Annotated in this window: 25 protein-coding genes, 1 riboswitch and 1 other annotated feature; of the genes, 20 read left to right on the top strand and 5 right to left on the bottom strand. The window is 36.7% G+C overall.

Features of this window, described 5'->3' with window-relative positions; genetic code table 11:
• Positions 1-58: 58 nt before the first annotated feature.
• The 6 genes from glf (at position 59) to IGK03_RS10020 (ending at position 5,885) form a co-directional block, all read left to right on the top strand.
• Positions 59-1,198, top strand: a complete 1,140-nt coding sequence (glf, locus tag IGK03_RS10045) for a UDP-galactopyranose mutase (RefSeq protein WP_002359687.1) — start codon at positions 59-61, stop codon at positions 1,196-1,198.
• Positions 1,182-2,567, top strand: a complete 1,386-nt coding sequence (locus IGK03_RS10040; RefSeq protein ID WP_025192006.1) for an ATP-binding cassette domain-containing protein — start codon at positions 1,182-1,184, stop codon at positions 2,565-2,567. Before glf ends, IGK03_RS10040 begins: the two co-directional genes overlap by 17 nt.
• Positions 2,567-3,379: an ABC transporter permease gene (locus IGK03_RS10035; RefSeq protein ID WP_010713192.1), complete on the top strand. Its 813-nt coding sequence runs from the start codon at positions 2,567-2,569 to the stop codon at positions 3,377-3,379. Before IGK03_RS10040 ends, IGK03_RS10035 begins: the two co-directional genes overlap by 1 nt.
• A 662-nt stretch (positions 3,380-4,041) precedes the next feature.
• A complete protein-coding gene (locus IGK03_RS10030; RefSeq protein WP_010823866.1) occupies positions 4,042-4,692 on the top strand; it encodes a hypothetical protein in 651 nt (216 codons plus the stop codon).
• An 87-nt stretch (positions 4,693-4,779) separates the two neighbouring features.
• Positions 4,780-5,007 (top strand): hypothetical protein, encoded by a 228-nt coding sequence (locus IGK03_RS10025; RefSeq protein ID WP_002362220.1) that lies wholly within the window; start codon positions 4,780-4,782, stop codon positions 5,005-5,007.
• Between the two features lie 146 nt (positions 5,008-5,153).
• Positions 5,154-5,885, top strand: a complete 732-nt coding sequence (locus IGK03_RS10020) for an HAD family hydrolase (RefSeq protein ID WP_016616761.1) — start codon at positions 5,154-5,156, stop codon at positions 5,883-5,885.
• 23 nt (positions 5,886-5,908) lie between these two features.
• On the opposite strand, the gene IGK03_RS10015 is transcribed toward IGK03_RS10020, so the two are convergent.
• The 4 genes from IGK03_RS10015 to IGK03_RS10000 all read right to left on the bottom strand — a co-directional run bounded on the left by IGK03_RS10015 (position 5,909) and on the right by IGK03_RS10000 (position 9,401).
• Complete coding sequence (locus tag IGK03_RS10015; RefSeq protein WP_016616760.1) at positions 5,909-6,136, bottom strand: SHOCT domain-containing protein; 228 nt, start codon at positions 6,134-6,136, stop codon at positions 5,909-5,911.
• Positions 6,114-6,923: a TPM domain-containing protein gene (locus tag IGK03_RS10010; RefSeq protein WP_002362631.1), complete on the bottom strand. Its 810-nt coding sequence runs from the start codon at positions 6,921-6,923 to the stop codon at positions 6,114-6,116. Before IGK03_RS10010 ends, IGK03_RS10015 begins: the two co-directional genes overlap by 23 nt.
• Complete coding sequence (locus IGK03_RS10005) at positions 6,920-8,065, bottom strand: hypothetical protein (protein ID WP_010776016.1); 1,146 nt, start codon at positions 8,063-8,065, stop codon at positions 6,920-6,922. Before IGK03_RS10005 ends, IGK03_RS10010 begins: the two co-directional genes overlap by 4 nt.
• A 103-nt stretch (positions 8,066-8,168) precedes the next feature.
• The gene (locus IGK03_RS10000) at positions 8,169-9,401 is read right to left on the bottom strand and encodes an SPFH domain-containing protein (RefSeq protein ID WP_002381543.1); all 1,233 of its coding nucleotides are present in this window, start codon (positions 9,399-9,401) and stop codon (positions 8,169-8,171) included.
• A 207-nt stretch (positions 9,402-9,608) separates the two neighbouring features.
• Between IGK03_RS10000 and IGK03_RS09995 the strand changes: the two genes are divergently transcribed.
• The 7 genes from IGK03_RS09995 to IGK03_RS09965 all read left to right on the top strand — a co-directional run bounded on the left by IGK03_RS09995 (position 9,609) and on the right by IGK03_RS09965 (position 17,193).
• Positions 9,609-11,651 carry a penicillin-binding transpeptidase domain-containing protein gene (locus IGK03_RS09995; protein ID WP_002400876.1) on the top strand — a complete coding sequence of 681 codons (2,043 nt, stop codon included), beginning with the start codon at positions 9,609-9,611 and terminating at the stop codon, positions 11,649-11,651.
• 115 nt (positions 11,652-11,766) lie between these two features.
• Positions 11,767-12,486, top strand: coding sequence for a tRNA (adenosine(37)-N6)-threonylcarbamoyltransferase complex dimerization subunit type 1 TsaB (tsaB, locus tag IGK03_RS09990; RefSeq protein WP_033625092.1), 720 nt, complete (start codon positions 11,767-11,769; stop codon positions 12,484-12,486).
• Positions 12,458-13,012, top strand: coding sequence for a ribosomal protein S18-alanine N-acetyltransferase (rimI, locus tag IGK03_RS09985; protein ID WP_002384199.1), 555 nt, complete (start codon positions 12,458-12,460; stop codon positions 13,010-13,012). Before tsaB ends, rimI (IGK03_RS09985) begins: the two co-directional genes overlap by 29 nt.
• Before the next feature lie 7 nt (positions 13,013-13,019).
• Complete coding sequence (gene rimI, locus IGK03_RS09980) at positions 13,020-13,484, top strand: ribosomal protein S18-alanine N-acetyltransferase (protein WP_010713199.1); 465 nt, start codon at positions 13,020-13,022, stop codon at positions 13,482-13,484.
• Positions 13,481-14,527, top strand: a complete 1,047-nt coding sequence (gene tsaD, locus IGK03_RS09975) for a tRNA (adenosine(37)-N6)-threonylcarbamoyltransferase complex transferase subunit TsaD (RefSeq protein ID WP_002374298.1) — start codon at positions 13,481-13,483, stop codon at positions 14,525-14,527. Before rimI (IGK03_RS09980) ends, tsaD begins: the two co-directional genes overlap by 4 nt.
• A 42-nt stretch (positions 14,528-14,569) precedes the next feature.
• Positions 14,570-14,773 (top strand) — a binding site (T-box leader).
• Between the two features lie 72 nt (positions 14,774-14,845).
• The gene (gene argS, locus IGK03_RS09970) at positions 14,846-16,537 is read left to right on the top strand and encodes an arginine--tRNA ligase (protein ID WP_002367081.1); all 1,692 of its coding nucleotides are present in this window, start codon (positions 14,846-14,848) and stop codon (positions 16,535-16,537) included.
• A gap of 155 nt (positions 16,538-16,692) precedes the next feature.
• Positions 16,693-17,193, top strand: coding sequence for an HD domain-containing protein (locus IGK03_RS09965; protein WP_002356666.1), 501 nt, complete (start codon positions 16,693-16,695; stop codon positions 17,191-17,193).
• An 80-nt stretch (positions 17,194-17,273) separates the two neighbouring features.
• On the opposite strand, the gene IGK03_RS09960 is transcribed toward IGK03_RS09965, so the two are convergent.
• Positions 17,274-17,606, bottom strand: coding sequence for a helix-turn-helix domain-containing protein (locus IGK03_RS09960; RefSeq protein WP_016618386.1), 333 nt, complete (start codon positions 17,604-17,606; stop codon positions 17,274-17,276).
• A gap of 178 nt (positions 17,607-17,784) precedes the next feature.
• Between IGK03_RS09960 and IGK03_RS09955 the strand changes: the two genes are divergently transcribed.
• The 7 genes from IGK03_RS09955 to IGK03_RS09925 all read left to right on the top strand — a co-directional run bounded on the left by IGK03_RS09955 (position 17,785) and on the right by IGK03_RS09925 (position 26,007).
• Complete coding sequence (locus IGK03_RS09955; RefSeq protein ID WP_010707303.1) at positions 17,785-18,063, top strand: hypothetical protein; 279 nt, start codon at positions 17,785-17,787, stop codon at positions 18,061-18,063.
• On the top strand, positions 18,047-22,015 hold the full coding sequence (locus tag IGK03_RS09950) for an MSCRAMM family protein (RefSeq protein WP_104877087.1): 3,969 nt from the start codon (positions 18,047-18,049) through the stop codon (positions 22,013-22,015). The genes IGK03_RS09955 and IGK03_RS09950 overlap by 17 nt, the downstream gene beginning before the upstream one ends.
• Before the next feature lie 28 nt (positions 22,016-22,043).
• On the top strand, positions 22,044-22,187 hold the full coding sequence (locus tag IGK03_RS09945) for a hypothetical protein (RefSeq protein WP_002400869.1): 144 nt from the start codon (positions 22,044-22,046) through the stop codon (positions 22,185-22,187).
• Positions 22,184-23,434 carry a glycosyltransferase family 2 protein gene (locus IGK03_RS09940; RefSeq protein ID WP_010713202.1) on the top strand — a complete coding sequence of 417 codons (1,251 nt, stop codon included), beginning with the start codon at positions 22,184-22,186 and terminating at the stop codon, positions 23,432-23,434. The genes IGK03_RS09945 and IGK03_RS09940 overlap by 4 nt, the downstream gene beginning before the upstream one ends.
• Before the next feature lie 50 nt (positions 23,435-23,484).
• Positions 23,485-23,554: riboswitch (Fluoride riboswitch) on the top strand.
• Positions 23,555-23,630: 76 nt separating this feature from the next.
• Positions 23,631-24,896, top strand: a complete 1,266-nt coding sequence (locus IGK03_RS09935) for a voltage-gated chloride channel family protein (protein ID WP_002384204.1) — start codon at positions 23,631-23,633, stop codon at positions 24,894-24,896.
• Positions 24,897-24,945: 49 nt separating this feature from the next.
• Positions 24,946-25,224: a UPF0223 family protein gene (locus IGK03_RS09930; protein ID WP_002356679.1), complete on the top strand. Its 279-nt coding sequence runs from the start codon at positions 24,946-24,948 to the stop codon at positions 25,222-25,224.
• Positions 25,225-26,007, top strand: coding sequence for an inositol monophosphatase family protein (locus IGK03_RS09925; RefSeq protein ID WP_016616755.1), 783 nt, complete (start codon positions 25,225-25,227; stop codon positions 26,005-26,007).
• Positions 26,008-26,065: the final 58 nt, after the last annotated feature.

Raw genomic sequence — 26,065 nt, 5'->3', positions numbered from 1 at the left:
ATAATGCATTTGGTGTTTGAAATAAATTGAAAGTAACTTTGTTAGGAGAAGTTAGTAAATGAAATACAATACGAAAAATTATGACTATTTAATTGTTGGTTCGGGACCTTTTGGGGCAACGTTTGCTTGTGAAGCAGCTAAACGAGGGAAAAAAGTATTAGTTATTGAGAAACGTGCTCATATTGGTGGCAATATGTATACACATAAAGAAAATGGGATTAATGTCCATGACTATGGTGCCCATATTTTTCATACTGACAATAAAGAAGTATGGTCTTATGTCAATCAATTGACGGAATTCAATGGCTACATCAATCAAGTAGTTGCTAATTACAAAGGGGAGCTCTACAACCTACCATTCAATATGAATACGTTCTACCAAATGTGGGGGGTAAAAACACCAGCTGAAGCACAAGCAAAAATTTCAGAACAGCGGGAGGCAGCTGGAATTAAAGGAGCTCCAAAAAATTTAGAAGAACAAGCGATTCGTTTGATAGGAACAGACATCTATGAAAAATTAATTAAAGGCTATACAGAAAAACAGTGGGGACGTAAGGCTACGGAATTACCAAGTTTTATTATTCGCCGTTTGCCAACTCGTTTTACTTTTGATAATAATTACTTTAACCATCGCTATCAAGGCGTACCTGTCGACGGTTACACAGCTATGTTTGATAAATTGTTAGAGAGTGAATTAATTGATATTCAATTGAATAAAGACTTTTTGGCAGAGAAAGAAACTTACTTATCAGAGTTTCCAAAAATTGTTTATACAGGGATGATTGATGCATTCTTTGATTATTCTTATGGCGAATTAGAATATCGTTCAGTACGTTTTGAAAATGAAACAGTAGATTCAAACAATGCACAAGGCAATGCCGTAATTAATTACACAGATGCGGAAACCCCCTATACACGGATAATGGAATGGCGACATTTTGATCAACAGGCCGATGAAAACAAAACGATTTTGACGAAAGAATACCCACAAGATTGGGATCGTTCAAAAGAAGCCTATTATCCTGTTAATGATGAGAAAAATTCACTTTTGTTTAGAAAATACAAAGAAAAAGCAAACGCTCAAGAAAAAGTTATTTTTGGTGGACGTTTAGCCAATTATCAATACTATGATATGGACCAAGTTTTCGGAGCAGCTTTGAAAGCAGTCGCTAAAGAATTTGGTGAAATGGCCAACTAGTGAACGGTTAGACTCGGAGGAACAAATGGAAAAAGAACTGAAAGTTAGAACAAAATTACTTACCAAAGAATACAGTTTAGCGCAAACACGTATTGACAAATTGAAGACACTTTTTAGTATTTTTCAAAACAAAGTTCCCACATTTTGGGCGTTAAAAGGTGTTAGCCTCGACGTATATTCTGGAGAAACAATTGGTATTATTGGTTTAAATGGTTCAGGCAAATCCACTTTATCAAACATTATTTCAGGCATCACTCCTCAAACGTCAGGAGAACTTGAAATAAATGGTGAAGTTTCAATTATTTCGATTGGTGCAGGACTAAATAATAATTTAACAGGACGAGAAAACATTCGAATGAAATGTTTAATGTTGGGGGAAAAGAATAAAGAAATTGATGCCAAAATCGATGATATTATTGAATTCTCAGAATTAGGCGTTTTTATCGACCAGCCTGTTAAAACTTATTCTAGCGGTATGCGTGCTAAGCTTGGTTTTTCAATTGCGGTTCATCAAAATCCAGATATTTTAGTAATCGATGAAGCGTTATCTGTAGGAGATCAAACCTTCTATAATAAAGGCTTAAAAAAAATGCTTGCATTTAAAGAGCAAGGCAAAACTATCTTTTTCGTCTCTCATTCTATTCAACAAGTAGAGCAAATTTGTGATCGTGTCGCTTGGATGCATTATGGTGACCTACGTGCATTTGGTGAAACTAAGCATATTTTAAAGGAATATCGTGCTTTCTTGCACCGTTATAATCATTTCACTGAACCGCAAAAAGAATCGTATCAGAGAGATGGCAAGGCCAAACAGAGAAATTTTTCTTTGGAACAACTTCAAGAAACAATTCTTGAAAAAGCCAATCAACAAGTAGGCAGTCGCCGGACGACTAAAGAAGTCATAAAATTTACTACTAAAAATAAAATTGGAGATAAAATGACTCTTGGTACGAAGAGCTTGTTAATTTTGCTACTTTGTATGATTTTTTATGTAAGTCTTACCTTTGTAAAAGGTATTTCATTAACAACAGCTTTTATTCATCCAGCAGAAACAATTCAACGTATATTTGTTCCTGAGAAAGTAGCAGGTAAGGATTCAAGCGCTGTGAAAACGTCTAAAACTAAACCAACTTCAACAAAAGAATCTATCCAGCAGGAGGAAGTACAGTCTAGTTCAACGAACGTACCAGAAAATAATAATAGTGAACAAGCTGTGTCGACATATACAGTGGAAGTTGGAGATTCAGTCAGTTTGATTGCTGAAAATCACGGACTCACTATAGAACAACTTCAAACTTTGAACCCAGAAATCATTGAGGTACCTATTTATCCTGGACAAGTGTTGAAATTGAAAGAGGTGACTGAATAATGCGCGAGGTAAAATTAATTTTAGCTGAACAGTTTTCATACTTAGGCGTTGCACAACGAATTGCTAAATACAGTAATAAAGCATTATATCAAAGCCACATCTTAGGAAATTTATGGCAAATTTTAAGTCCTTTAATTCAGTTAGGTGTCTATTATTTTGCTTTTGGGATTGCCCTTGGTGGTGCTCGAACCGTAAAAGGAGGAGTATCCTATATCGCTTGGTTGATGATAGGATTAAGTACATGGATTTTTTTAAGTACAGTAACGAAACAAGCTTCTAGTTCTGTTTATATGCAAGTTGGCATGGTCTCTAGAATGAAGTTTCCAATAAGTATTTTGCCAATGGTTAAAATATTTTCTGAGTTACCAAGTTATTTTGCATTCACTACGTTAGCAGCAATTGTCTCAATCTCGACAGGCGAAAAGATTTCTATTTATTGGATTCAGCTACCTTACTATATTGTAGCGATGATTATCTTTTTATATAGTTTTAGTCTAATTAATTCAACGATTGCTGCATTAATTAGGGATTATCAAATTTTCTTGAATTCTATTATCCAAGTATTAATGTATATGTCAGGGGTCTTTTGGGATTTGAGTACAAAGAATTTACCGTCTTGGTTATCAAAAATTCTTATGTTGAATCCTTACGCATATATTATTAATGGATTTCGAGATACATTTTTCTATAAAAGATGGTTTTTTGAAGATAAGCCCCAGCTTATTGTTTTTTGGCTAACAACATTAGTAATATTTATCGTAGGGGCTCATTTACATGTTAAGTTCAGAAGCAAATTTGTTGATTATATGTAATATATGAAGAAGTAAAACCACCGTATACTGACAAGAATACGGTGGTTTTACTCTTTAATTGACAATAGCCTTCTCTTTAAAGAGAAGGCTATCTAACGAATCAATATTATTATTTTAAAGTTGGATCAGACTATTTCTAGTATTCAAGTATTTTTCATTTAAGCGATGTATTCCCTACCTCTAATACATCCTTGTGTCTCTCTAGACACGCCAGTTTTGAATAAAATCATCAAAACAATTGAATGGTTCGTTTAAAAATATTTTTCGTGTTCTAATTATTATAACATAAAACTCGTCAACTGACCACTAGCTGACGAGTTCATAATTTTTCCAGATAAATAGACAGCCGTTTTCCGCCGACTGTCTAAGATTAAGATAGATTTGTAAAGAAGTGAATAAATGCTTCCTACCCTCTCTTTATAACATGAGGAAAAGAAAACTGCAAAAGATAGCTGTGTTTTTTGAAAAAAAGATCAGCTGGTTTCCGCCAGCTGATCATCCGTTGAAAAGAGATATAAAGAAGTGAATAAAGCTTGCTTTACCTCTATTTTATACCATGTTTTGATTCAAATAACTATTCAGTATTAGTTATACTTAAATAATAAATATGTATACGGATGTATTATTTTGAGGTATAGTCATAGAGAAAAGAGGGAACGTTTATGAAAAAATTTTGTTTAAGTTATAGCTCTGGTAAAGATTGTTTATTGGCGATGGATCGATTGGTACAAGCAGGAAATCAGCCAGTTGCGTTAGTGACAACATTAAGTGATGAAATTAATCGTTCTTGGTTTCACGGGATACCAATCTCCGTCTTAGAATCAGCAGCCGAAGCGTTAGATTTACCACTTGTTATATCACATAACAACGAAACAAATTACACAGAAAAAGTGGTTGAGGCACTGCATGAAACTAAAAAATTGGGTGCAGAAACGGTTTGTTTTGGCGATATAGATATTGAACAAAATGGTGCTTGGGATCGCCAAGTTGCATTAAGTGCTGGGCTTGAGCCACAATTACCTCTTTGGCAGGAGAATCGCGAAGCACTTGTCAAAGAATTCTTGGCAAAAGGGTACACAGCAATTATCAAAACGGTCAGCAAAGAGGCAGGTATTCCAATAAAATTTTTAGGAGAACCGTTAAATGAAACATTTATCACGTACCTTAAAGAGCATCAATTAGATATTTGCGGAGAAAACGGGGAGTACCATACGTTGGTAATTGACGGCCCGCTATTTAAAAAGAGGCTCAATTATTATACTTCAGGAATTTATGAAAGTCCTTATGCTTATTCTTTGATTATTGATGCTTAAATGAAAGTAAAAGGACACAAGCTGCCACTTTTTCTAGCGATATGCTATAATTGACTTAAGAAAAGTAGAGAAAGTGAGTGGTTAATTATGGAAGAAACTGTCTTTTTTAATTTAGGAAATGCCCTTGCTTCAAAAAGAGATCAAAAAGAATTAATTAAAGAAGCCCAAATTGCGAAAGATACTCGAAAGATTCCAGGAAAACTGATTATCGTTGAAGATGAAGAAAATGGTACCCATATTTTATTTGAATTAGCTGATCAAACAGAACCGTCTGCTGAAACAAAAGAATTCAAAGTAAAAAAAGTGATTGATTAAAAAAAAGCAACGAATTTTTCTAAATTCGTTGCTTTTTTATATTTTTTTACACAAATGATACAAAAAGAATATCAAAATCAAATAAATGATTAGTATACTTGAAGAAACAAATAGGAAGCAAAGCAAACGTTTTGAGGTGTTCTTTCATGGAAAAACGAGGAATTTTATTTGATAAAGATGGTACGTGTATTCGTTTTGATACTCTTTGGCAAGCAGGTTTGCAAGCTTGTTTTGAAACACTAAGTATGTTAGCCCCTCATCATTCAGCAGAAATAAAAAAGATATTAGCTATTCAGGAGCAACGTTTTTTGCAAAAACATTTACTTGATGAAGTCCTTTATCAGGAACTTTATCAGGAATTGGCGCAATTTGAGGAATTAGTCGAACAGGGAATCAGCAGTCGATGGCTGGAGCAATTTTTTTATGATTATTTACGAAAAAATCTGAAAAAGATTGAACCAATTGGTGATTTAAAACAGTTATTTCTTGAGCTAAAACGGAAGAACTATAAAATTGGATTAGCAACTTCAGATACTTTGCCAGCGACTATGTTGATTATGGAATATCTTGGTTTAACAGAAATGTTTGATTTTATTGCGACAGGAGATCGTTACTTACCGAAACCAGATGCGGACATGCTCCAAGCCTTTTGTCAGTCATGTCAATTGAAGTCGACAGAAGTAATTATGGTGGGGGATTCGCTCGTGGATGTTTTCATGGGAACTTGTCATGGCAAAGCAGGAATTGGTGTTTTAACAGGCAACTGCCAGTCAACTGATTTTGAAAAGTTTGAAGTAGCCTATTTCCGTGATATCCATGAAATACCTTATCAAGAATTATGGGAAAATACCAAGAAGAAAAAAATCCTGAAAAGATGACGAGTCTTTTCAGGATTTTTTTATTAATCTAATTGAAGCAATTGCCGTTTCTTTTGTTGAAATTCTTCTTCTGTTAGAACTCCTTCATCAACTAACAGTTTTAAATTTCTTAACTCAGCCATTACGTCTTCAATAGCGCTAGATGAGTTTTTTTGTGAATCAGATAGCTTTGGTTCAATCGGTTGGTTTTCATCACTCTTTATAGGAGTTGGTATTTCTGTGAAAAATCTAAAAACTTCGACCGCCGCCACCGAATGTGCCGCCGCCAGTTGAGTGGGTGGTGCTGCCACCACCGCCCATTCCGCCACTGCCGCCATTGTTTTTAGGAATACGACGCGTAGTGATGAAAGAGTTGGTTAACTGATCTGTACGGGAGGTTAAGTTTAAAGTTGTTTTTTCCCTAAAGGGATATTGATAACTTGAAAATTTTAATTGATATTTAGAAATATTAATGCCTAAGAAGACCAAACTGAGTATCAGAGCAGCAGCAAAAGCAATTACCATTTCCAGCGGGGTAATGACTTTATAACGAGTGATTTTACCTGTTGCGCTGTCCACACGATAGTGCCCCCCAGGAACCCCTTTATTAACAAATGCTTGAGTTTCCTGAACAAAGGTTTGAGCAGCCGCGAAATAATTTCCTTGACTCATCCCATCCATTACTTTATCTAAGGTGTCATTAATTCGTGCATCCGTCATATAATCAATCATGTTTCCAGAAGTAGAGATGTAGACTTTCCGTAAGTCCATATCAATGAGAAAAAGAATCGCATTTTGGTCCTTGCCAACTTTATTTAAAAGATAATGATCTGCATATTCTTGTTCATCGCCATAGGTATTATTATTTGTGGTCACAATAAAGACAGAGGCTTTTGTTTTTTCTTCTAAAGGTTGTATCTCTTGCTTTAGTTGGTTGATTTGATCAGGTGTCAGTAATTGTGCACCATCATCAATTGAATTTTCAGCCGCCGAAACGGGTAGGGCAAGGCCAAAGGTAAGAAGTATTAGGAAAAAAATAGGTAAAAGTCGTTTTTTCATAGGAAATAACCTCCTAATAAAAAGAGTGCTAAGAGTCCAGCGAAAATGCCTAACGTTGCTAGTCCTAAACGAGTGTAACTAATTGGAAGCACACCGCTTACTTTACCTGTTTGTCCATTCATGGCATAATAATAAACTTTTTTTGATTGTTCCTGACTGCGATAGGTGACTAACCAAATTGGCAAAAGCATATAGTGATTATTTTCTTGGTCTAGAGAAATATCCGTGCGAACATTTGTCAATGTAGTATAACCAGAAGCAGAGTCCCGTAACAATGATTCCGAATAATCTTGTAATTCTTGTTGGACGTGTTTTTTGATTGCTTCATATTCAATATCGCGTTTTTCTGCTTGAAAACCTGCTAGGTATTGGCTTTTGAAAGGCACTGCTTGATCAATTAAAAATGGTTGAACGCCTTCCACCATTTTTTGTTGGACGTTTTTTGACAAGGCATTTTTAACTAATTCTTTAAACGATAATTTTCCTGAACGTCCCACATTGAAACGTTTTGTTTCGGTGTATTCAATATCACCTACGCGCCAAATGCGAATACTTGTGCCAGTAGCTTGGAGTTGTCCATCGACTTCTGCATCAACGACCCAATAGGGGAAGTAAACCCCAGTTAATTTATCGATTTGATTTTTGCTGAAAAAATCTCGGGGAATGAACCATTTTTTCTTGGTCCAAGCGAGAAATTTTTCAATCGCTTCGTCTTTTTCAATTGTAAAGGGTAAGACGTTTTCTGGTAAAAATTCGCCACTTAATCGACCAGCCAAGACAACAGGATTATGGCAATAATAACAGTATGTGGCAGCCGTTGTTGCATCGGTGACAATTTGAGCGCCACAGCTTGGACAATTAAAAATTTCCATTGTGCCTGCATCTGCAGCTGCTTCATTCTCAGTGGTCTCTGTTTGTTGCGTAGCGGAGGATTCTTCTTCCGCCGTGAAAGTCAAATTTTCCTCGGCAGTCGTTGTTGAGGGATTCTCTAAATGCGCCTCATGTTGCTGTTGCTCATAACGAGTCACTTCTTCTTCCGTGTAAATATTTAAACAATATTCACAATGAAATTTTTGATCTTTGGGATTAAATAAGAGCGGGCCGCCACAGTTGGGGCATTTATGGGTAAATGTTGTTTCCATTGCAACCGTCCTTTCTAATAGAGTGAGTAAATAACAGGAATCTGATTCAAAGAAAAAGGGTAGACTTGTGCCTGACCCTTTTCTTTAATTGTTCACTACTTGCTTATAAAGGAACCCCTTGGAATGGTTTACCACAATGTGGACAGAACTTAGGAATACCATTACTTAAGTCAACAATTTCGCTACATTCACTACATTTCATTTCTAATTTTGGTTTCTCGTTTGTTGGTTTTGGTGTACCACAGTTTGAACAAAACTTCCCAGTGTTTTCAGTCCCACATTGTGGGCAAGTCCAAGTGTCTGTAGACCCTTGTGCGTTTTGCTGGTTTTGTTTTTCTTGCATTTGTTGTTGGTTTGTTTGAGACGCTTGCGCAAAGTAGTTGCCATTCGCATTCATGCCCATACCAACGCCCATAAAGCCGCTCATAGCGCCACCTTCATTTTTACCAGCAGCCTCCATACCACGAGCCAAGGAACCTTGAACATAGCCTTCGCGAACACCTGGATCGCTGAGCATAGCTCCTTCATTTCGCATGTTGATTAATTTTGTTGAATCATCTGTATAAGAAATGCTCGCAACTGCTACAGAAACAATTTCCATGCCGCGATTGGTGCGCCAATCCTCATCAAGTGCAGTTTGCATATATTTGCTTAATTCAACACTTTTTGAGGGAACATAAGAAATACGTTGCCCATCAGCAGACATTTGATTGATTGCTGCTTGCAATGCTGTAATGAACTCTGCCAAATATTGTTCATTAATATCATTAATATCTACTTGCGTTTGATTTTTAGGAATCGCATTAGTATAAAATAGTAAAGGATCTGTAATTTTAATTGAGTAATTTCCGTGTGCACGTAAGAAAAGTTCGGCATTATAAAAATTATCAAAATAGTTTAATGGCGCAGGTGTTCCAAATTTAATGCCTTTAATTTCTTGCAAGTTAATATAAAAAACTTGTTGTTTTTGTGGAGTTACGCCACCAAATTTGAAACGACTGAAGGTCTCTGCAATCGCATCTTTTAAAGAACCGTTAAACATTGAAGGCGCAGAATCATTTTTGACTGTATAATAGCCTTCTTCAGCAGTGTAATCGATGATTTTGCCCCCATCGACAAGAAGCATCATCATGTTGGGATAGACATGTACAACAGAACCATCTGTTAAAACATCGTCCGTTCCTTTACGATTAGAACCACGTTTATCATCTTTACGCACAAAAACACCTTTTGTCATGACGGTTGTGTCCCCCATATTATCAGGTTCAATAACCTCTAGCCATTGATCGGCCAAGCCACCGCCAACTGAACTTGTTGCTGCTTTAATAAGTCCCATGTTCATTCCTCCTAATAAAAAACTAATTGTTACAGCTAGTATACCACACAATGAATGCAGAGAAATCCAACGAAAGCCTGATGAAATGGAAAAAATTGATCAAACTTTATTAAGAAATTAAAAAAAGTATAGGTGAAACACAAGCATTTTAAAAAAAGTTACGTATAATAGAAGAAAAGACATATTATATAGTTAGGGGATTATTGAATGGAACGAAGCAATCGTAATAAAAAATCTTCAAAAAAACCACTTATTCTTGGTGTTTCTGCCTTGGTTCTAATCGCTGCTGCCGGTGGCGGGTATTATGCTTATAGTCAATGGCAAGCCAAACAAGAATTAGCCGAAGCGAAGAAAACAGCTACTACATTTTTAAACGTATTGACAAAACAGAAATTTGATAAGTTACCGTCCGTTGTTCAAGAAGCTAGCTTAAAGAAAAATGGCTATGATACTAAATCTGTTGTTGAAAAATACCAAGCAATTTATTCAGGGATTCAAGCAGAAGGAGTCAAAGCTAGTGATGTTCAAGTCAAAAAAGCGAAAGACAATCAATACACATTTACCTATAAATTATCGATGAGTACCCCTTTAGGCGAAATGAAAGATTTGTCTTATCAATCAAGTATCGCCAAAAAAGGCGATACCTACCAAATCGCTTGGAAGCCGTCTTTAATTTTTCCAGATATGTCAGGAAATGATAAAATTTCGATTCAAGTAGATAATGCCAAACGTGGAGAAATTGTCGATCGTAATGGTAGTGGGCTAGCAATTAACAAAGTGTTTGACGAAGTGGGCGTAGTGCCTGGCAAACTCGGTTCTGGCGCAGAAAAAACAGCCAATATCAAAGCTTTTAGTGATAAGTTCGGCGTTTCTGTTGATGAAATCAATCAAAAGTTAAGCCAAGGGTGGGTCCAAGCAGACTCCTTTGTACCAATCACAGTCGCTTCTGAACCAGTGACAGAATTACCAACAGGGGCTGCGACAAAAGATACAGAGTCACGTTATTATCCGCTGGGGGAAGCAGCTGCGCAATTAATCGGGTATACAGGCACCATTACTGCAGAAGATATTAAAAAAAATCCAGAGTTAAGTAGTACGGGCGTAATTGGTAAAACTGGCTTAGAACGAGCGTTTGATAAAGAATTAAGAGGGCAAGATGGTGGCTCACTAGTTATTTTAGATGACAAAGAGAATGTCAAAAAAGCTTTACAAACCAAAGAGAAAAAAGATGGTCAAACGATTAAATTAACGATTGACAGTGGCGTACAACAACAAGCCTTCGCTATATTTGACAAACGCCCTGGTAGTGCGGTCATTACCGATCCTCAAAAAGGCGATTTATTAGCAACGGTTAGTTCACCTTCGTATGATCCTAATAAAATGGCCAATGGTATTTCTCAAAAAGAATATGATGCTTACAATAACAACAAAGATTTACCATTCACAGCACGTTTTGCGACAGGCTATGCACCAGGCTCTACCTTTAAAACAATTACCGGTGCCATTGGTTTAGATGCAGGGACATTGAAGCCAGATGAAGAGCTAGAAATTAATGGCTTGAAATGGCAAAAAGATAAATCTTGGGGCGGCTATTTTGCAACACGTGTAAAAGAAGCAAGTCCAGTCAATCTGCGTACCGCTTTAGTTAATTCAGATAATATTTATTTTGCCCAACAAACATTACGTATGGGGGAAGACAAATTTAGAGCGGGTCTTAATAAATTCATTTTCGGTGAGGAACTAGATTTACCAATTGCCATGACGCCTGCTCAAATTTCAAATGAAGATAAATTTAATTCTGAAATTCTTTTGGCAGATACGGGCTACGGCCAAGGCCAATTGTTAATTTCGCCAATCCAGCAAGCTACCATGTATAGTGTTTTCCAAAATAATGGGACATTAGTCTATCCAAAACTAGTTTTAGACAAAGAAACGAAGAAAAAAGACAATGTAATCAGCGCCAACGCAGCGAATACAATTGCCACAGATCTTTTAGGTAGTGTGGAAGATCCTTCAGGTTATGTTTATAATATGTACAATCCGAACTTCTCATTGGCTGCCAAAACAGGAACAGCTGAAATAAAAGATAAACAAGATACAGATGGCAAAGAAAACAGTTTCCTTCTAACGTTAGATCGTAGTAACAATAAATTCTTAACAATGATTATGGTTGAAAATTCAGGAGAAAATGGTTCTGCAACAGATATCAGTAAACCATTAATTGATTACTTAGAAGCAACCATTAAATAAAAAGAGAAAATGAACGAAACGAGGTTTCTGTAAAAAGAAACCTCGTTTTCCCTTTTTAGAAAAAGGAAAGTGTGCTACAATGAAGCGACTAAATTGTAGAAGGAAAGGGATTCGTGTGCGAATTTTAGCAATAGATACATCTAACCAAACATTGAGTATTGCTGTGTGTGAAAATCAAAAAATTCTGGGAAGTTATACAGCAACGGTTAAAAGAAATCATAGCTTAACATTAATGCTGGCAATTGACTATTTGATGAGTCAATTGAACTTGGCGCCAACGGCAATTGATCGTTTTGTCGTAGCAGAAGGACCTGGATCATACACTGGTTTACGTTTAGGCGTGACGACTGCCAAAACATTGGCCTATACTTTAAAGAAAGAGCTAGTAGGCATTTCCAGTCTACAAACGTTAGCTGCCAATTGTGTTGGACAAACCGGTTTAGTTGTGCCTCTTTTTGATGCGCGTCGTAAAAACGTCTATGCTGGTGCTTATCGGTTTGTCAATGGCATGTGGCAAAATGAGTTACCGGACCAACATATTTCCCTGCGGGAGTTATTAGAACAACTAAAAAATGAACCAAATCTTTTTTTTGTTGGTGAAGATGTTGAAAAATTCACTGAAGAAATAGCTCAAATCATTCCTCATGGAGAAATTTGTGATGTCCCGCAATGGCAAATTCCTAATGCCGCAGTTTTGGCTGCGTTAGGTAGTGTGGCTGAACCTGTTGAAAATGTTCATGGGTTCTTACCTGCGTATTTGAAAAAAGTAGAAGCGGAAGAAAATTGGTTGAAGACACACACGCCTAATGGAGAAAGCTATGTGGAAAAACTTTAATTTTGTGACAAAATACTTTACAAAAAGAAGGCAACGGTATATAACTAAAACCATTGCAATGAACCAGCAAGAATTTCAATTGCGTGAAATTACCTACCAAGATATTAAGGATTTACTTGCAATTGAACGCGAAGTTTATGCTGGGGAACTTCCTTGGACGATGTCTGCTTTCATGGCAGAACTTGGCTCAAAAGCGCCGCATCTCTATTTGTTAGCGGCAATTAACGGAAAAACAGTTGGCTTTATTGGCTGTCGGATTCAAGGAACGGATGCACACATTACGAATGTCGCTGTTCACACAGCATACCAAGGCTTAGGTTTAGGTCGTTCTTTAATAGAAGAAACGCGAATTTTTGCCAAGAAAAATCGTTGTGAAACCTTATCGCTAGAAGTACGAATGAGTAATGTTAAAGCCCAACGTTTATATCGAAAAATTGGCTTTGCCTCACAAACGGTGAAAAAAGGCTATTATGACGAAAATAATGAAGACGCACTAGAAATGATAATTGATTTAAAAGAAGAGTGAAGAAAAAATGTTAGTAACAAAAAAAGAAATATCTATAGCAAATATTGGTGAAGAATTATGGCGTTTTAGTAATTCTTCTTATACAACTGGCTCCCCTTGGACAGAAACACAATTCGCGGAAGATTTTGCTCAGGAAAATAGCGAATATCTTTTTTTAGTTGAAAATGGCCAGTGGTTAGGTTATATTGCCTATCATTTTATTTTAGATGAAGCAGAAATTAGTCACGTTGTTGTGAATGGTCAGAAACAACACCAAGGAATTGGTTGTCAATTAATGAAAGCTTTTAAAGAATATGTTAAAAGTCGTGACATTACACAAATTTTCTTAGAGGTCAGAGAATCGAATACATTAGCTCAAAAACTTTATGAGAAAACAGGTTTTCGGAAAGTAGCTGTTCGAAAAAATTATTATAAAGAACCTCAAGAAAATGCCTTTGTAATGTGTGCGAAATTAAGGAAGGAAGCCCAATGACAATTTTTACAAAAGAACGTAAATTATTATTAGCTGTGGAAAGTAGCTGTGATGAAACAAGTGTGGCTGTCATTGAAGATGGCGACAAAATTCTTTCCAATATCGTAGCTTCGCAAATTAAGAGCCATCAACGTTTTGGTGGAGTCGTTCCGGAAGTTGCGAGCCGTCATCATGTTGAACAAGTGACGATCTGTATTGAAGAAGCATTAACAGAAGCAAAAGTCACACCAGAAGAGCTTAGTGGCGTTGCTGTGACCTATGGGCCTGGGTTAGTTGGTGCTTTATTAATAGGACTTTCTGCAGCAAAAGCATTTGCTTGGGCGCACCAATTACCACTTATTCCAGTCAATCATATGGCTGGGCACATTTATGCTGCCCGTTTTGTGGCACCGCTCGAATTTCCATTGATGGCCTTACTCGTTAGTGGAGGACATACGGAATTGGTCTACATGAAAGAAGATGGCTCTTTCGAAATTGTTGGTGAAACACGTGATGATGCAGCTGGTGAAGCGTATGATAAAGTCGGACGTGTGTTAGGGTTGCCTTATCCTAGTGGCAAAGAGATTGATGCTTTGGCCCATGAAGGCACAGATACCTATCAATTTCCACGGGCGATGCTAAAAGAGGATAACTATGACTTTAGCTTTAGTGGTTTGAAAAGTGCGTTTATTAACACGGTTCATAATGCAGAGCAACGTGGTGAAGTACTGTCTACAAAGGATTTAGCCGCAAGTTTTCAGGCGAGTGTGGTAGAAGTATTAGTGACTAAAACCATTCGTGCTTGTCAAGAATATCCTGTTAAACAATTGCTAATTGCTGGGGGCGTTGCTGCGAATCAAGGATTACGAGAAGCAATGAGACATGCAATCAGTGAACAATTACCAGAAGTGACATTACTTATTCCGCCATTAAAACTTTGTGGGGATAACGCGGCGATGATTGGCGCTGCCGCCTTTATCGAAGCTGAAAAGAATCACTTTGCTTCGTATAACTTAAATGCAGAACCTGGCGTTAGTTTTATGACAATTAGTGAAGAAGGCTAGCCAGCTAGACAAAAATTTGCTATAATGAAGCCAGTTTAACAATGACATTCGATGATAAAGAGAGTACTTATTTCAACGTCAGCTTAGCGATCTTGGGAAGGTGGGAGCCAAGAGTGATCGGAATGAGGAAGCGCACTTTTAGAATTCTGCTGAAAGCAGACGGCAATCACCGTTATCGATGAAGCAGGTCTATCCAAGTAGTATAGACAATTAGAGTGGTACCGCGGGTAAATTCTCGTCTCTGACAAAACAAATCATTTTGTTTTGTCAGAGACGTTTTTGTTTTTTTATACTTACAAATTAATCAGGAGGGTTCTTATGAACAACAAAGAAATCGTAGCAAAAGCGTTACATGATGTTTTAAATGAAGAATTAACGATGGATCAAATCGAACAATTATTGGAAAATCCTAAATCTGTTGATCATGGAGATGTTGCTTTTCCAGCCTTTTCATTAGCTAAAATTTATCGTAAAGCACCACAACAAATTGCAGCAGAATTAGCAGAAAAAATTGATGGGACAAATTTTGAAAAAATTGAAGTGGTGGGACCTTATTTAAACTTTTTCATGAATAAAGAAGCAGTCAGTCAAGCTGTCATTGGCGCAGTAGTCAAAGAAAAAAACAACTACGGAAACAGTACCTTTGGCAATAATGGCAATGTTCCTATTGATATGTCTTCACCAAACATTGCTAAACCAATTTCTATGGGGCACTTACGTTCTACGGTAATCGGGAATTCAATTGCCTTTATTTTAGAAAAAATTGGGTATCAGCCAATTCGGATTAACCACTTAGGTGACTGGGGTACACAGTTTGGTAAGTTAATTGTAGCTTATAAAAAATGGGGTTCTGAAGAAGCAGTCCGCCAACAACCAATTAATGAATTATTGCGCTTATATGTGCAATTTCATGAAGAAGCAGAAGAAAAACCAGAATTAGAAGACGAAGCACGTGCTTGGTTTAAAAAATTAGAAGAAGGAGACCAAGAAGCCAATGAATTATGGAAATGGTTCCGTAGCGAGTCTCTAAAAGAATTTGATAAAATCTATTCCATGTTAGAAGTTGAATTTGATTCTTATAATGGCGAAGCCTTTTATAATGATAAAATGGATGAAATTGTTACTTTATTAGAAGAAAAACATTTATTAACAGAAAATCAAGGTGCAGAAATTGTTGATTTGACAGAATATAATTTAAATCCAGCACTTATTCGTAAATCAGATGGTGCGACTTTATATATCACACGGGATTTAGCTGCTGCGCTTTACCGTAAACGGACGTATGATTTTGCCAAATCACTTTATGTAGTCGGCAACGAACAAAGCAATCACTTCAAACAATTAAAAGCAGTCTTGAAAGAACTAGGATTTGACTGGTCAGATGATATGGAACACATTCCGTTTGGTTTAATTACTCAAGGCGGTAAAAAATTATCCACACGTAAAGGGAAAATTGTTTTATTAGAAGAAGTATTGAATGAAGCTGTTACTTTAGCAGGAAATCAAATTAACGAGAAAAATCCAGACTTAGCAAATCGTGAAGAAGTGGCGAAACAAGTTGGTGTAGGTGCAGTTATTTTCCATGACCTTAAAAATGATCGTCTAAATAATTTCGATTTTGTATTAGATGAAGTTGTTCGTTTTGAAGGCGAAACTGGCCCATATGTTCAATATACACATGCTCGTGCGATGAGTATTTTACGTAAAGCAAACTTTACACCAGACGCTACACAACGTTATGCACTAAATGACAAGGATAGCTGGGAAGTCGTGAAGTTGTTACAAAAATTCCCTGAAACTGTGATGCAAGCTGCTGAAAAATATGAACCATCTGTTATTGCGAAACATAGCATTCATTTAGCACAAGCGTTCAATAAATATTATGCCCATGTTCGGATTTTGGATGAAGATGCTCAAAAAGAGGCACGCTTAGCGTTAGTTTATGCAGTAGCTACTGTTTTAAAAGAAGATTTACGTTTACTAGGATTACATGCACCAGAAGAAATGTAGAAGTTTTTGTGAAAATTTTACTGCGTTGAACGCTAAACTTATTAAGCAAATATTAAAGTTAAGTTACAGATTGAGAAATTCATAGTAATTAAATAGCTGGGGTGCTATACTCGAGTCAAGTTATAAAAGGATTAGAAAAGGTGGCACCCAATTATATGACAGAAAAATGGCGTGAAGACGAAGAATATCTTTCTTATGTAGAAGATTTATTAGCAACCGAAGAAGTCCAAAAATTAGCAGAATACACACAACATATGCATTCAACTCGTTTAGAACATTCAATTAGTGTTTCCTATCATAGCTATAAATTAGCAAAGCGTTGGAACGGCAATGCTCGTGCAACAGCTCGTGCTGGTTTATTGCATGATTTGTTTTACTATGATTGGCGCACAACAAAGTTTGACGAAGGCTCTCATGCCTATGTTCATCCACGAATTGCAGCCAAAAATGCTGAAAAAATTACAGAGTTGTCTGATTTAGAACGAGACATTATTATTAAACATATGTGGGGCGCAACTATTGCACCACCAAAATACAAAGAAAGTTACATTGTAACCTTTGTTGACAAATATTGTGCTGTCAAAGAAGCAGCGTTGCCGATGACGACAGCCATGAAAACCAAATGGCGTCAGTATTTTGGCCAACAGTCAATCTAAAAAAAGCTTATCCGGAAGGATAAGCTTTTTTTGTTTGACGTTGACTAAAAAGTCTAACATTCATCTATTTAAAATAAATATTAAAAGTAATTTTGTTCTGTTAATTTCTTTTGAGCATATCGATAGACTGCTTCTTGATTTTCAGTTGTCAATTGTTTGTAAACATTCATAATATTGGTCGGGACAACAAGTGGCGTTTCTTCCGTTTCAGGAATACCTAAGATTTCAAGAGGTGATACATCTAAAACTTTAGATAAGGCGACAATTTTATCCCTCCCCATATTTTCAATCATTCCAGTTTCCCATTTCCTGACGGTACTTTTTCCAACACCAACAAAATTTCCAACTTGTTCTAATGTAAGATTTTTCTCCATCCGTTTTTGCTTCAAAAAATTTTCTTTCAAAAAAACCACCTCCGTAAAAACATTCTAGCACAAAAAGTGTCGCAAAAGAAACATGTTTTTTTGAAAGTAGATATAACAAATATAACAAAAAAGTTATTTGATTTTAATGATATTGACGTTTTTTTCACAAAATGATATAATTTCTGTGTCTTATTAGACACGAAGAGTGGAAAAGGGGGAGAGTAAAATGGAATCAAATTTAATTCACTCAAAATTGAGAATGAAAGGAAAAAATGTTGAATGGTTGGCAAATGAAATGACTGCATACGGGCAGCCCGTATCCGCTTCAACGATTTACAAAAAATTAAAAGGAGAAGTTGTTTTCAAAGCAGCGGATATTAAATTGATTTCACAGTTGTTGGATTTGAAGAATGAAGAAATTATGACTATTTTTTTTAGTGAATTAGTGTCTAAAAAGACACATATTGATGTTGAAAGGATTGTGATGAATGAAAAAAATTATTAATAAGTTATTTTCGCTTTGTTTAATTATTTTTATTATTTTAGGATCTAATACAAGTATTATTTCTTATGCGATAGATAATGAAAGTGGACCGCAAATTCGGTCTGTATCTGTGGAGTATCCAGAAAATAAGACGGAAATTGTTGCGACAAAAGATTGGGCAACTGTTTCCTTGGCGTTATCAATTTCCGAATTAGCAATTGGAGAGACGATTACATTAAGAATGGATAGCGAAAAATATTCCTATTCAATGACACCTTTTGAAATCAGTGATGGGCTTCGAGTGACTCCAAATGATGATGGAACTTGGACGATTAAAGCGTTGCAAAATATTGTAGACTATTCAGCTGATTTAGAATTAAAATTACGATATAACCAAAATTTGTCAGAAAATTTTGAAGATAAAGTGACTTTTACTTTTGGAGATTCACAAAAAGTTGCAATGATTAACATTGGGCAATATGTTGAGAAAGTTCCAGAAACTGAGCTCGTTCGGAAAGTTCCTTTAGGTTTTACGCCAGAAGGAAGAGTTGCTTGGGTCATCTATTTTAACTATAACCAAGCAGGACTTTCAGGTTCAGAAAAAACAACCTTTAAATTTTTAGATAATGTAGGTCCAAACCAAACATTAGCTGTTGACAGTATTGCCGCGTATCTCACCAAGCAGCCTATTTTAGAAGTAAATGGTGAAATGATTCGGAATTTAGAGCATGATGAATACAGTTACGATGCTAGTCAATTTTTCCAAAAACATGCTTCTAAAAGCGGACTTAATTATGAAGCGGAGAAATTTGAAGGAATACCAACGGCTACGGGCAGTTATCTTTCTAACAAAAACGCCTATTATATTTATTTAGAAACAATTCCAAATGAAAATATTCCAAGTGATGCCTTACTATCAAATTACACCTATATGCGTATTTCTAATGAGGGATTCGATGCTTGGGAAGATGAAGACATCGCTTATATCACTGCGGATGAAAATAGTGGAGGAACAGGTCAAGGTGGTGTTATTTTAGAAAAAATAGACGCAGAGACAGCTGAAGTTCTGCAAGGCGCTATTTTCAAACTTGTGAATAAAAAAACACAACAAGTTATTCAAGAGAATTTAAGGACCAATCAATCTGGACAAATCCGTTTAGCTGGTTTAGAACCTGATCAATATGAATTAATTGAGGTTAAAGCACCACCCGGCTATAAATTAGATGCAACGCCAGTATCATTTGAAATTAAATCAGGCCAAACTCAGACGATTCGTCTGAAAAAAGAAAATACACGTTTAGAAAATCAATTAAAAGTAGAAAAAGTAGATGAAAATAATGAGGCGAAGCGTTTAGCGGGTGCTGAATTTTCGTTGTATGACCAAAAAAATAATCTAATAGAAAAAGGTGTCACGAATGAAAATGGCGAGCTGTTATTTTCAAATTTATCACCTGATGGAGAATATTATTTAGTTGAAACGAAGGCGCCTAATGGCTATGAATTAGACGATACTAAACATCCTATTTCATTTGCTGGAAAAGCCGACTACACTTTAACATATCGGGTGAAGAATAAGCAGCAAGTACAAATTGGTTCCATCAAAATTGTTAAACAAGATAAAGACAGTAAAAAACGTTTAACAGGCGCAGAATTTCAGTGGAAAGATACGGTGACAGGAAAAACAGGAACAGTGACAGTTGGAATCGATGGAACCATCACAATTCCCAATTTAGCAGTCAATCGTAAGTATGAAATCACAGAAACGAAAGCACCCACAGGTTATGTACTAGACAAAACCGTGCATAAAGTCACTTTAACAACTGCACAAGCCAATAAAGTAGTGACTGTAACTGTTGACAATATAGCGCAAAAAGGGTCTATCAAAATTGTTAAACAAGACAAAGACAGTAAAAAACGTTTAACAGGCGCAGAATTTCAGTGGAAAGATACGGTGACAGGAAAAACAGGAACAGTGACAGTTGGAACCGATGGAACGGTCACAATTCCCAACTTATCCGTCAATCGTACGTATGAAATCACAGAAACGAAAGCACCCACAGGTTATGTACTAGACAAAACCGTGCATAAAGTCACTTTAACAACTGCACAGGCAAATAAAGTAGTGACAGTAATCATTGAAAATACAGCGCAAAAAGGTAGTCTAGCAATAATCAAAGTAGACAAAGATTCAAGAAAACGTCTAGCAGGTGCAGAGTTCAAATGGCGTGATACGGTGACGGGAAAAGAAGGAACAGTTGTAGCCGACAAAAATGGACAAGCACTGATAACAGATTTGCCAGTCAATCGTGTATACGAAATTACGGAAATTAAAGCACCAAACGGCTATATCTTAAATAACAAGACTTACCGAGTTACCCTAACGACTAATTTTGCTGACAAGATTGGTTATTATACCATTGAAAATGTTGCGCTACGTGGCAATTTAAAATTAATTAAACAAGATAGTTATTCAAAACAACGTTTAGCAGGTGCACAATTTAGATGGCGTGACACAGTGAACGGGAATACAGGCGTAGTAACTGCTAATGCTAATGGTGAAGCAACTTTATATAATTTTTCCGTCAACCGGATTTATGAAATTACAGAAATAAAAGCACCAAATGGTTATATACTTGACAAAACGGTGCATAGAGTTCTTTTACCTTCGAATTATGCTGGCAAAACCTACACGTTTACCAAAAATAATCAAGCACAAAAAGGCGCCATCAAAATTGTTAAGCAAGATGGATATACGAAACAACGTTTAGCAGGTGCACAATTTAAATTCCGAGACACAACCAATAATTATACTGCAACGTTTACAGCGAATAGGAACGGTGAAGTACTGATTACTGGATTAGCCGGTGATCGTATCTATGAGATCACAGAAATCAAAGCGCCGAATGGCTATATCATAGATAGACGTGTTCATAAAGTTGATTTACGTGGACAAGGTGGTAAAACCTATACATTAGTCTTAAATAATCAAGCACAAAAAAGTGCCATCAAAATTATTAAGCAAGATGGATATACGAAACAACGTTTAGCAGGCGCACAATTTAAATTCCGAGACACGACCAACAATTACACAGCAACGTTTACAGCGGATAGAAACGGTGAAGTACTGATTCCTGGATTAGCCAGTGATCGTATCTATGAGATCACAGAAATTAAAGCACCAAACGGCTATACTATAGATAGACGTGTTCATAAAGTTGATTTACGTGGACAAGGTGGTAAAACCTATACACTAGTCTTGAATAATACATCACAACAGGGCGCTATCAAAATTATTAAGCAAGATACGGATACAAAACAACGTTTAGCAGGAGCGAAATTTAGATTTCGCGATACCACCAATAACTATACGGCAACATTTACAGCAAATGGAAATGGTGAAGTACTGATTCCAGGATTATCGTCAGATCGTATTTATGAAATCACCGAGATTCAAGCGCCAACTGGGTATGCGTTGGATAGTAGGGTCCATCGGATTGACTTACGAGGCCAAGGCGCAAAAACGTATACGTTAGTGTTAAACAATAAAGCAAACTATGGTGCTATTAAAATTATTAAACAAGATGTTGAAACAAAAGTACGTTTAGCAGGCGCTGTTTTTGAATGGAAAGATACAACTAACGGCTATACACAAAGAGTGACAACTGGGGGAGATGGTACAGTTACTATCAGTGGACTATCCGTAAACCGAGTGTATGAAATTAGAGAAGTTCAAGCGCCAGCTGGTTATTCACGAAATACTACGCCAACACGTGTCAGTCTGATGCAAAATCATGCGGGGCAAACAATTGCAATTGTTCGAGAAAATCGCAGAATACCAGTTTATAATCCACCGCCACCAACAGTTTGGCCCTATGTGCCACCCATCACTAACTATAATCCACCTGTGTACTATAATCCGCCAAGATATTATTATGGGGGATGTGTCATGGTTATCGTGGTGGTGTGTTGGTAAAAAACAAATAGAGAGAAAGGAGTATCTAATGAGTCAATCCGCTTTACCGAAACTTGGGGTAATTTCAACGGGCGCCCTTTTCGTGACTGATTTAATTGGTGTTATTCTAGTTTCAATTGTCACTGCCTACATTCTATATCGTTATTTTTTGAAAAGAGGACAAATTACATGATTTATTTGTATCAGTTATACAAAGTAATTATGTTCATTTTCTTAACCTATTTATTTACAAGTTTATTTCTCAGTTTTCGAACAAGAAAAAAAACAAGAAGAGAAGTCGAAGTAGCAGAAGAATTTTTCTGCTACTTTCTTGTACCGTGTGTAAACGAGGAGAAAGTCATCGGAGAAACATTAAAAAAACTGGTTGCTTTACCAATTAAGAAAAAAATAATCGCGATTGATGATGGATCAACGGACCAAACCAAAGCAATGATGGACAGTATTGCTGGTCCAATCCAAGTTCTGTCTCGTCAATTTCCTAATGCGCAACAAGGCAAAGGCGCCGCTTTGAACCATGCTTTCCAAATTGTATTAGCAGATGCAGAAAAAAAAGACTACTCACGAAATCAAATATTGGTGGGAGTAGTGGATGCAGATGGTTTTTTTAGTGAGAATATTATCAATGAACTAACTGCTGTTTTCGCAGATACAACAGTCTGTGCTGCGCAAACAAGAATCAAAATGAAAGATGTTACAAGTTTTATGTTTATTGCACAAGATGTTGAGTTTTTTACGATTAATAATTTTATTCAAAAGGCGCGTCGAGCAACAAAAACCATTGGACTTGGTGGCAATGGTCAGTTTTTTCGGTTATCAATGATTACCGAACACTTAGGCTATCAGCCTTGGGGAAATGCTTTATTGGATGACTATGAGTTAACCATTAAATTAATGCTGAAAGAGTTATCGATTGCTTATATTGACGAGGCCTTTATGGCTCAAGAAGCACTGAGAGGTGTGAAACGTTTTATTCGGCAACGAAGCCGTTGGGTTCAAGGGAATTTAGATTGTCTAGCGTATTTACCCAGGGTGATTAAATCAAAGTCATTAACGCTAAGGCAGAAGTGCGGCATCTATTATTTTTTAGCGCAACCCTTTATTAATCTCGTCGCAGGAATCCTCGTTTTTGTTTTAACTGGGCTTCAACTGCAACACTTGTATAGGTTAGGTTTTTCGTTATCTCTAGGTATTAGTTTTGCTTTGGCTGTCAGTATTTCACTCGTTTTCGGCATTTTTTTTACAATCAACTATTATCGCGAGTTGAAAAATTTTCAATTAGAAGTACCGGCAAAAGTGGGGTTAATTAGTTTACCTTTTACTATTTCCTACATGTACTTAATTTTATTCGTTAGTGTGGTAATGGCTTATTATCGGTTTATTAAAGGGAATAGAACGTGGATAAAAACGGAACGCAATTGATTTTTTATTGCACTTTCCAGAGTTGCGTGGTATTATTTTTAATAGTTTAATAGCAACATGGTGATGGTGTTCACCACGAACTATTTATCGGACGAATAAATTAATGACGCCTACCAAACGGGAGAAGTGTACCCTTTGGTAGGCTTTTTCTGTACGCTAGGATTGGCGATAAGAAAATTGTAAAGGAGCATGTAAAGTGAAAAAAGAAACAAAGCAACTACTATCAATCGGCGGTTATATGGCAAAATGGTTGCTCATTACCGCAATTATTGGTTTATTTATGGGGGCGTTATCCGCCTTTTTCTTAAAGAGTCTCACCTATGTAACAGATGTTCGTTTAGCAAATCCTTGGTTACTCTTTATTCTCCCCATTAGCGGTGTTGTTTTTACGTATTTCTATACGCGTTTTGGGAAAAATGCTAGCCGAGGAAATAACTTAGTGATTGAACAAGGCAATGGCGGGGAAGAAGATATTCCCTTGCGCTTAATTCCTTTAACATTGTTTGGCACGATTACTACGCACTTATTTGGTGGTTCTGTTGGTCGTGAAGGGACGGCGGTGCAAATGGGGGGCGCAATCGCAAATGCTGTAGGAAAAGTCTTTAAACTGTCCGCTTTGGAACGACAAGTAATTATTATTAGCGGAATTAGTGCAGGTTTTAGTTCTGTTTTTGGCACACCATTAGCGGGAACGGTTTTCGGATTAGAAGTTTTGGCGATTGGAAAAGTTCGTGCAGAGGCACTTTTCCCAAGTTTTTTTGCAGGCTTATTTGCTAATTTTGTGACTGAAAGTTTTGGTGTAACGCATACGCATTATCCGATGGGCAAAATTCCGACTTGGTCGGTTGATCTATTCGTAAAATTATTTTTGGCATCGATTTGTTTTGGCTTAGCAGGTTGGGTTTTTAGTCGTTCCATTGTCTTTTTAAAAAAGACCTACGCAAATTGGTTTGCTAATGTCTACCTTCGTGCGTTTCTTGGGGCGTCCATTGTCGTTCTGTTTGTGCTCGTCTTAAACAACCAACGTTATTTAGGCTTGAGTTTACCTTTACTAGAAGATGCTTTTGCAGGCAATGCGCAGCCTTTTGATTTTGTTGGGAAATTATTCTTTACGGTGTTATCCTTGGGTGCCGGATTCCAAGGAGGAGAAGTGACGCCATTGTTTGAAATTGGGGCTACGTTAGGGAGTTCTTTGGCCCCTTTGTTACATCTGTCAATTCCTTTTTTAGCAGGTTTAGGATTTATTGGTGTTTTTTCTGGCGCCACGAACACGCCAATTGCTTGTTTCATTATGGGCATTGAACTATTTGGTAGTGAAGCGGCAGTCTATTTTTTCATGGTCTGCTTAATCAGTTTTATGTGCTCAGGAAATAGCGGTATTTATGCTTCGCAACAAAGTTTGTATCGCAAAGGAACAGCAGAATATCCTCTCTTTAATGCATTAAAAAATCGACGTAAATAAGATGTTTTTTTATGAAAATATGCTAAACTAGAGAAGATGAGGTGAAGACATGAAAGACTATCAATATCCATTAGATTTAGATTGGACGACAGAAGAAATGGTGATTGTCACTAATATGTGGACAGCAGTTGAGCAAGCCAACGAAACAGGCTTGCCTGTTGACAAATTTTTAACAACCTATCAACAATTTAAAACGGTCGTTAAAAGTATCGGCGAAGAAAAACGCTTAGGTCGTGAATTTGAAAATGCTTCAGGATATTCGTTATATCGTACGCTTCAACAAGCTAAAAAACAGGGAAGCGGTAAATTAAAGCTGGGGGATGATTAGATGACTGAAACGCAAAAATTTGTTCAAACAATTCAAAGTTGGCTTTTTGAAGCAGCCGATGTGATTCGAATGAACTTGGAATCAGAGTTAACCGTTCAACAGAAAAATGGCCGCACCGATTTAGTGACAAATATGGATGAACAAACCCAAGAATTTTTAATGAATAAAATTCAAACAAATTTTCCCGAAGATCAAATTTTAGGGGAAGAAAAAGGCTACAATACTTTAAAAAGTTTTGCTGGTCGCGTGTGGATCATCGATCCGATTGATGGCACAATGAATTTCGTGATGGAAAGAGAAAATTTTTGTATTATGTTAGCTGTTTATGAAGACGGCATTGGTAAATTAGGTTTTATCTATGATGTGATGCGAGAAGAACTTTATTGGGGCGGCAAAGGGCTTGGCGTTTATCGGAATAATCAATTATTAAAAGCGCCTACTATGAAAGCCTTGGCAGATGGATTATGGGGCATGAATGCTTACATGCATGGAAAAAATATTCATCACGCAACGGAAATCGGACAAGCAAGCATGGGCGTGCGTATTAGCGGTTGTGCAGGTTTGGAAATTATTGCCATGTTAAAAGGCAACCATCATGGCTATTTATCTAATCTAAGTCCTTGGGATTATGCAGCAGGCTTAGTACTTTTGGAAGAATTTGGGTTTAAATACTCTGGTGTTACAGGAAAACCATTAACTTTTGCGGGTCGTGAATACTTTATTGCAGCAACTCCTGAAACCTATGATGAAGTATTTACCCGATATTTAAATGAATCGGAATAATCCAAGAAGAGCGTTGCTGGAAGGTAAGGCTCTTCCTCTTTTAAAAGAGAAAAATTTG

It is taken from the genome of Enterococcus sp. DIV2453a (genome assembly GCF_050533535.1).
In the GTDB taxonomy this organism is placed as follows: Bacteria; Bacillota; Bacilli; order Lactobacillales; family Enterococcaceae; genus Enterococcus; species Enterococcus faecalis.
This window is presented reverse-complemented; position numbering and strand designations above follow the sequence as displayed.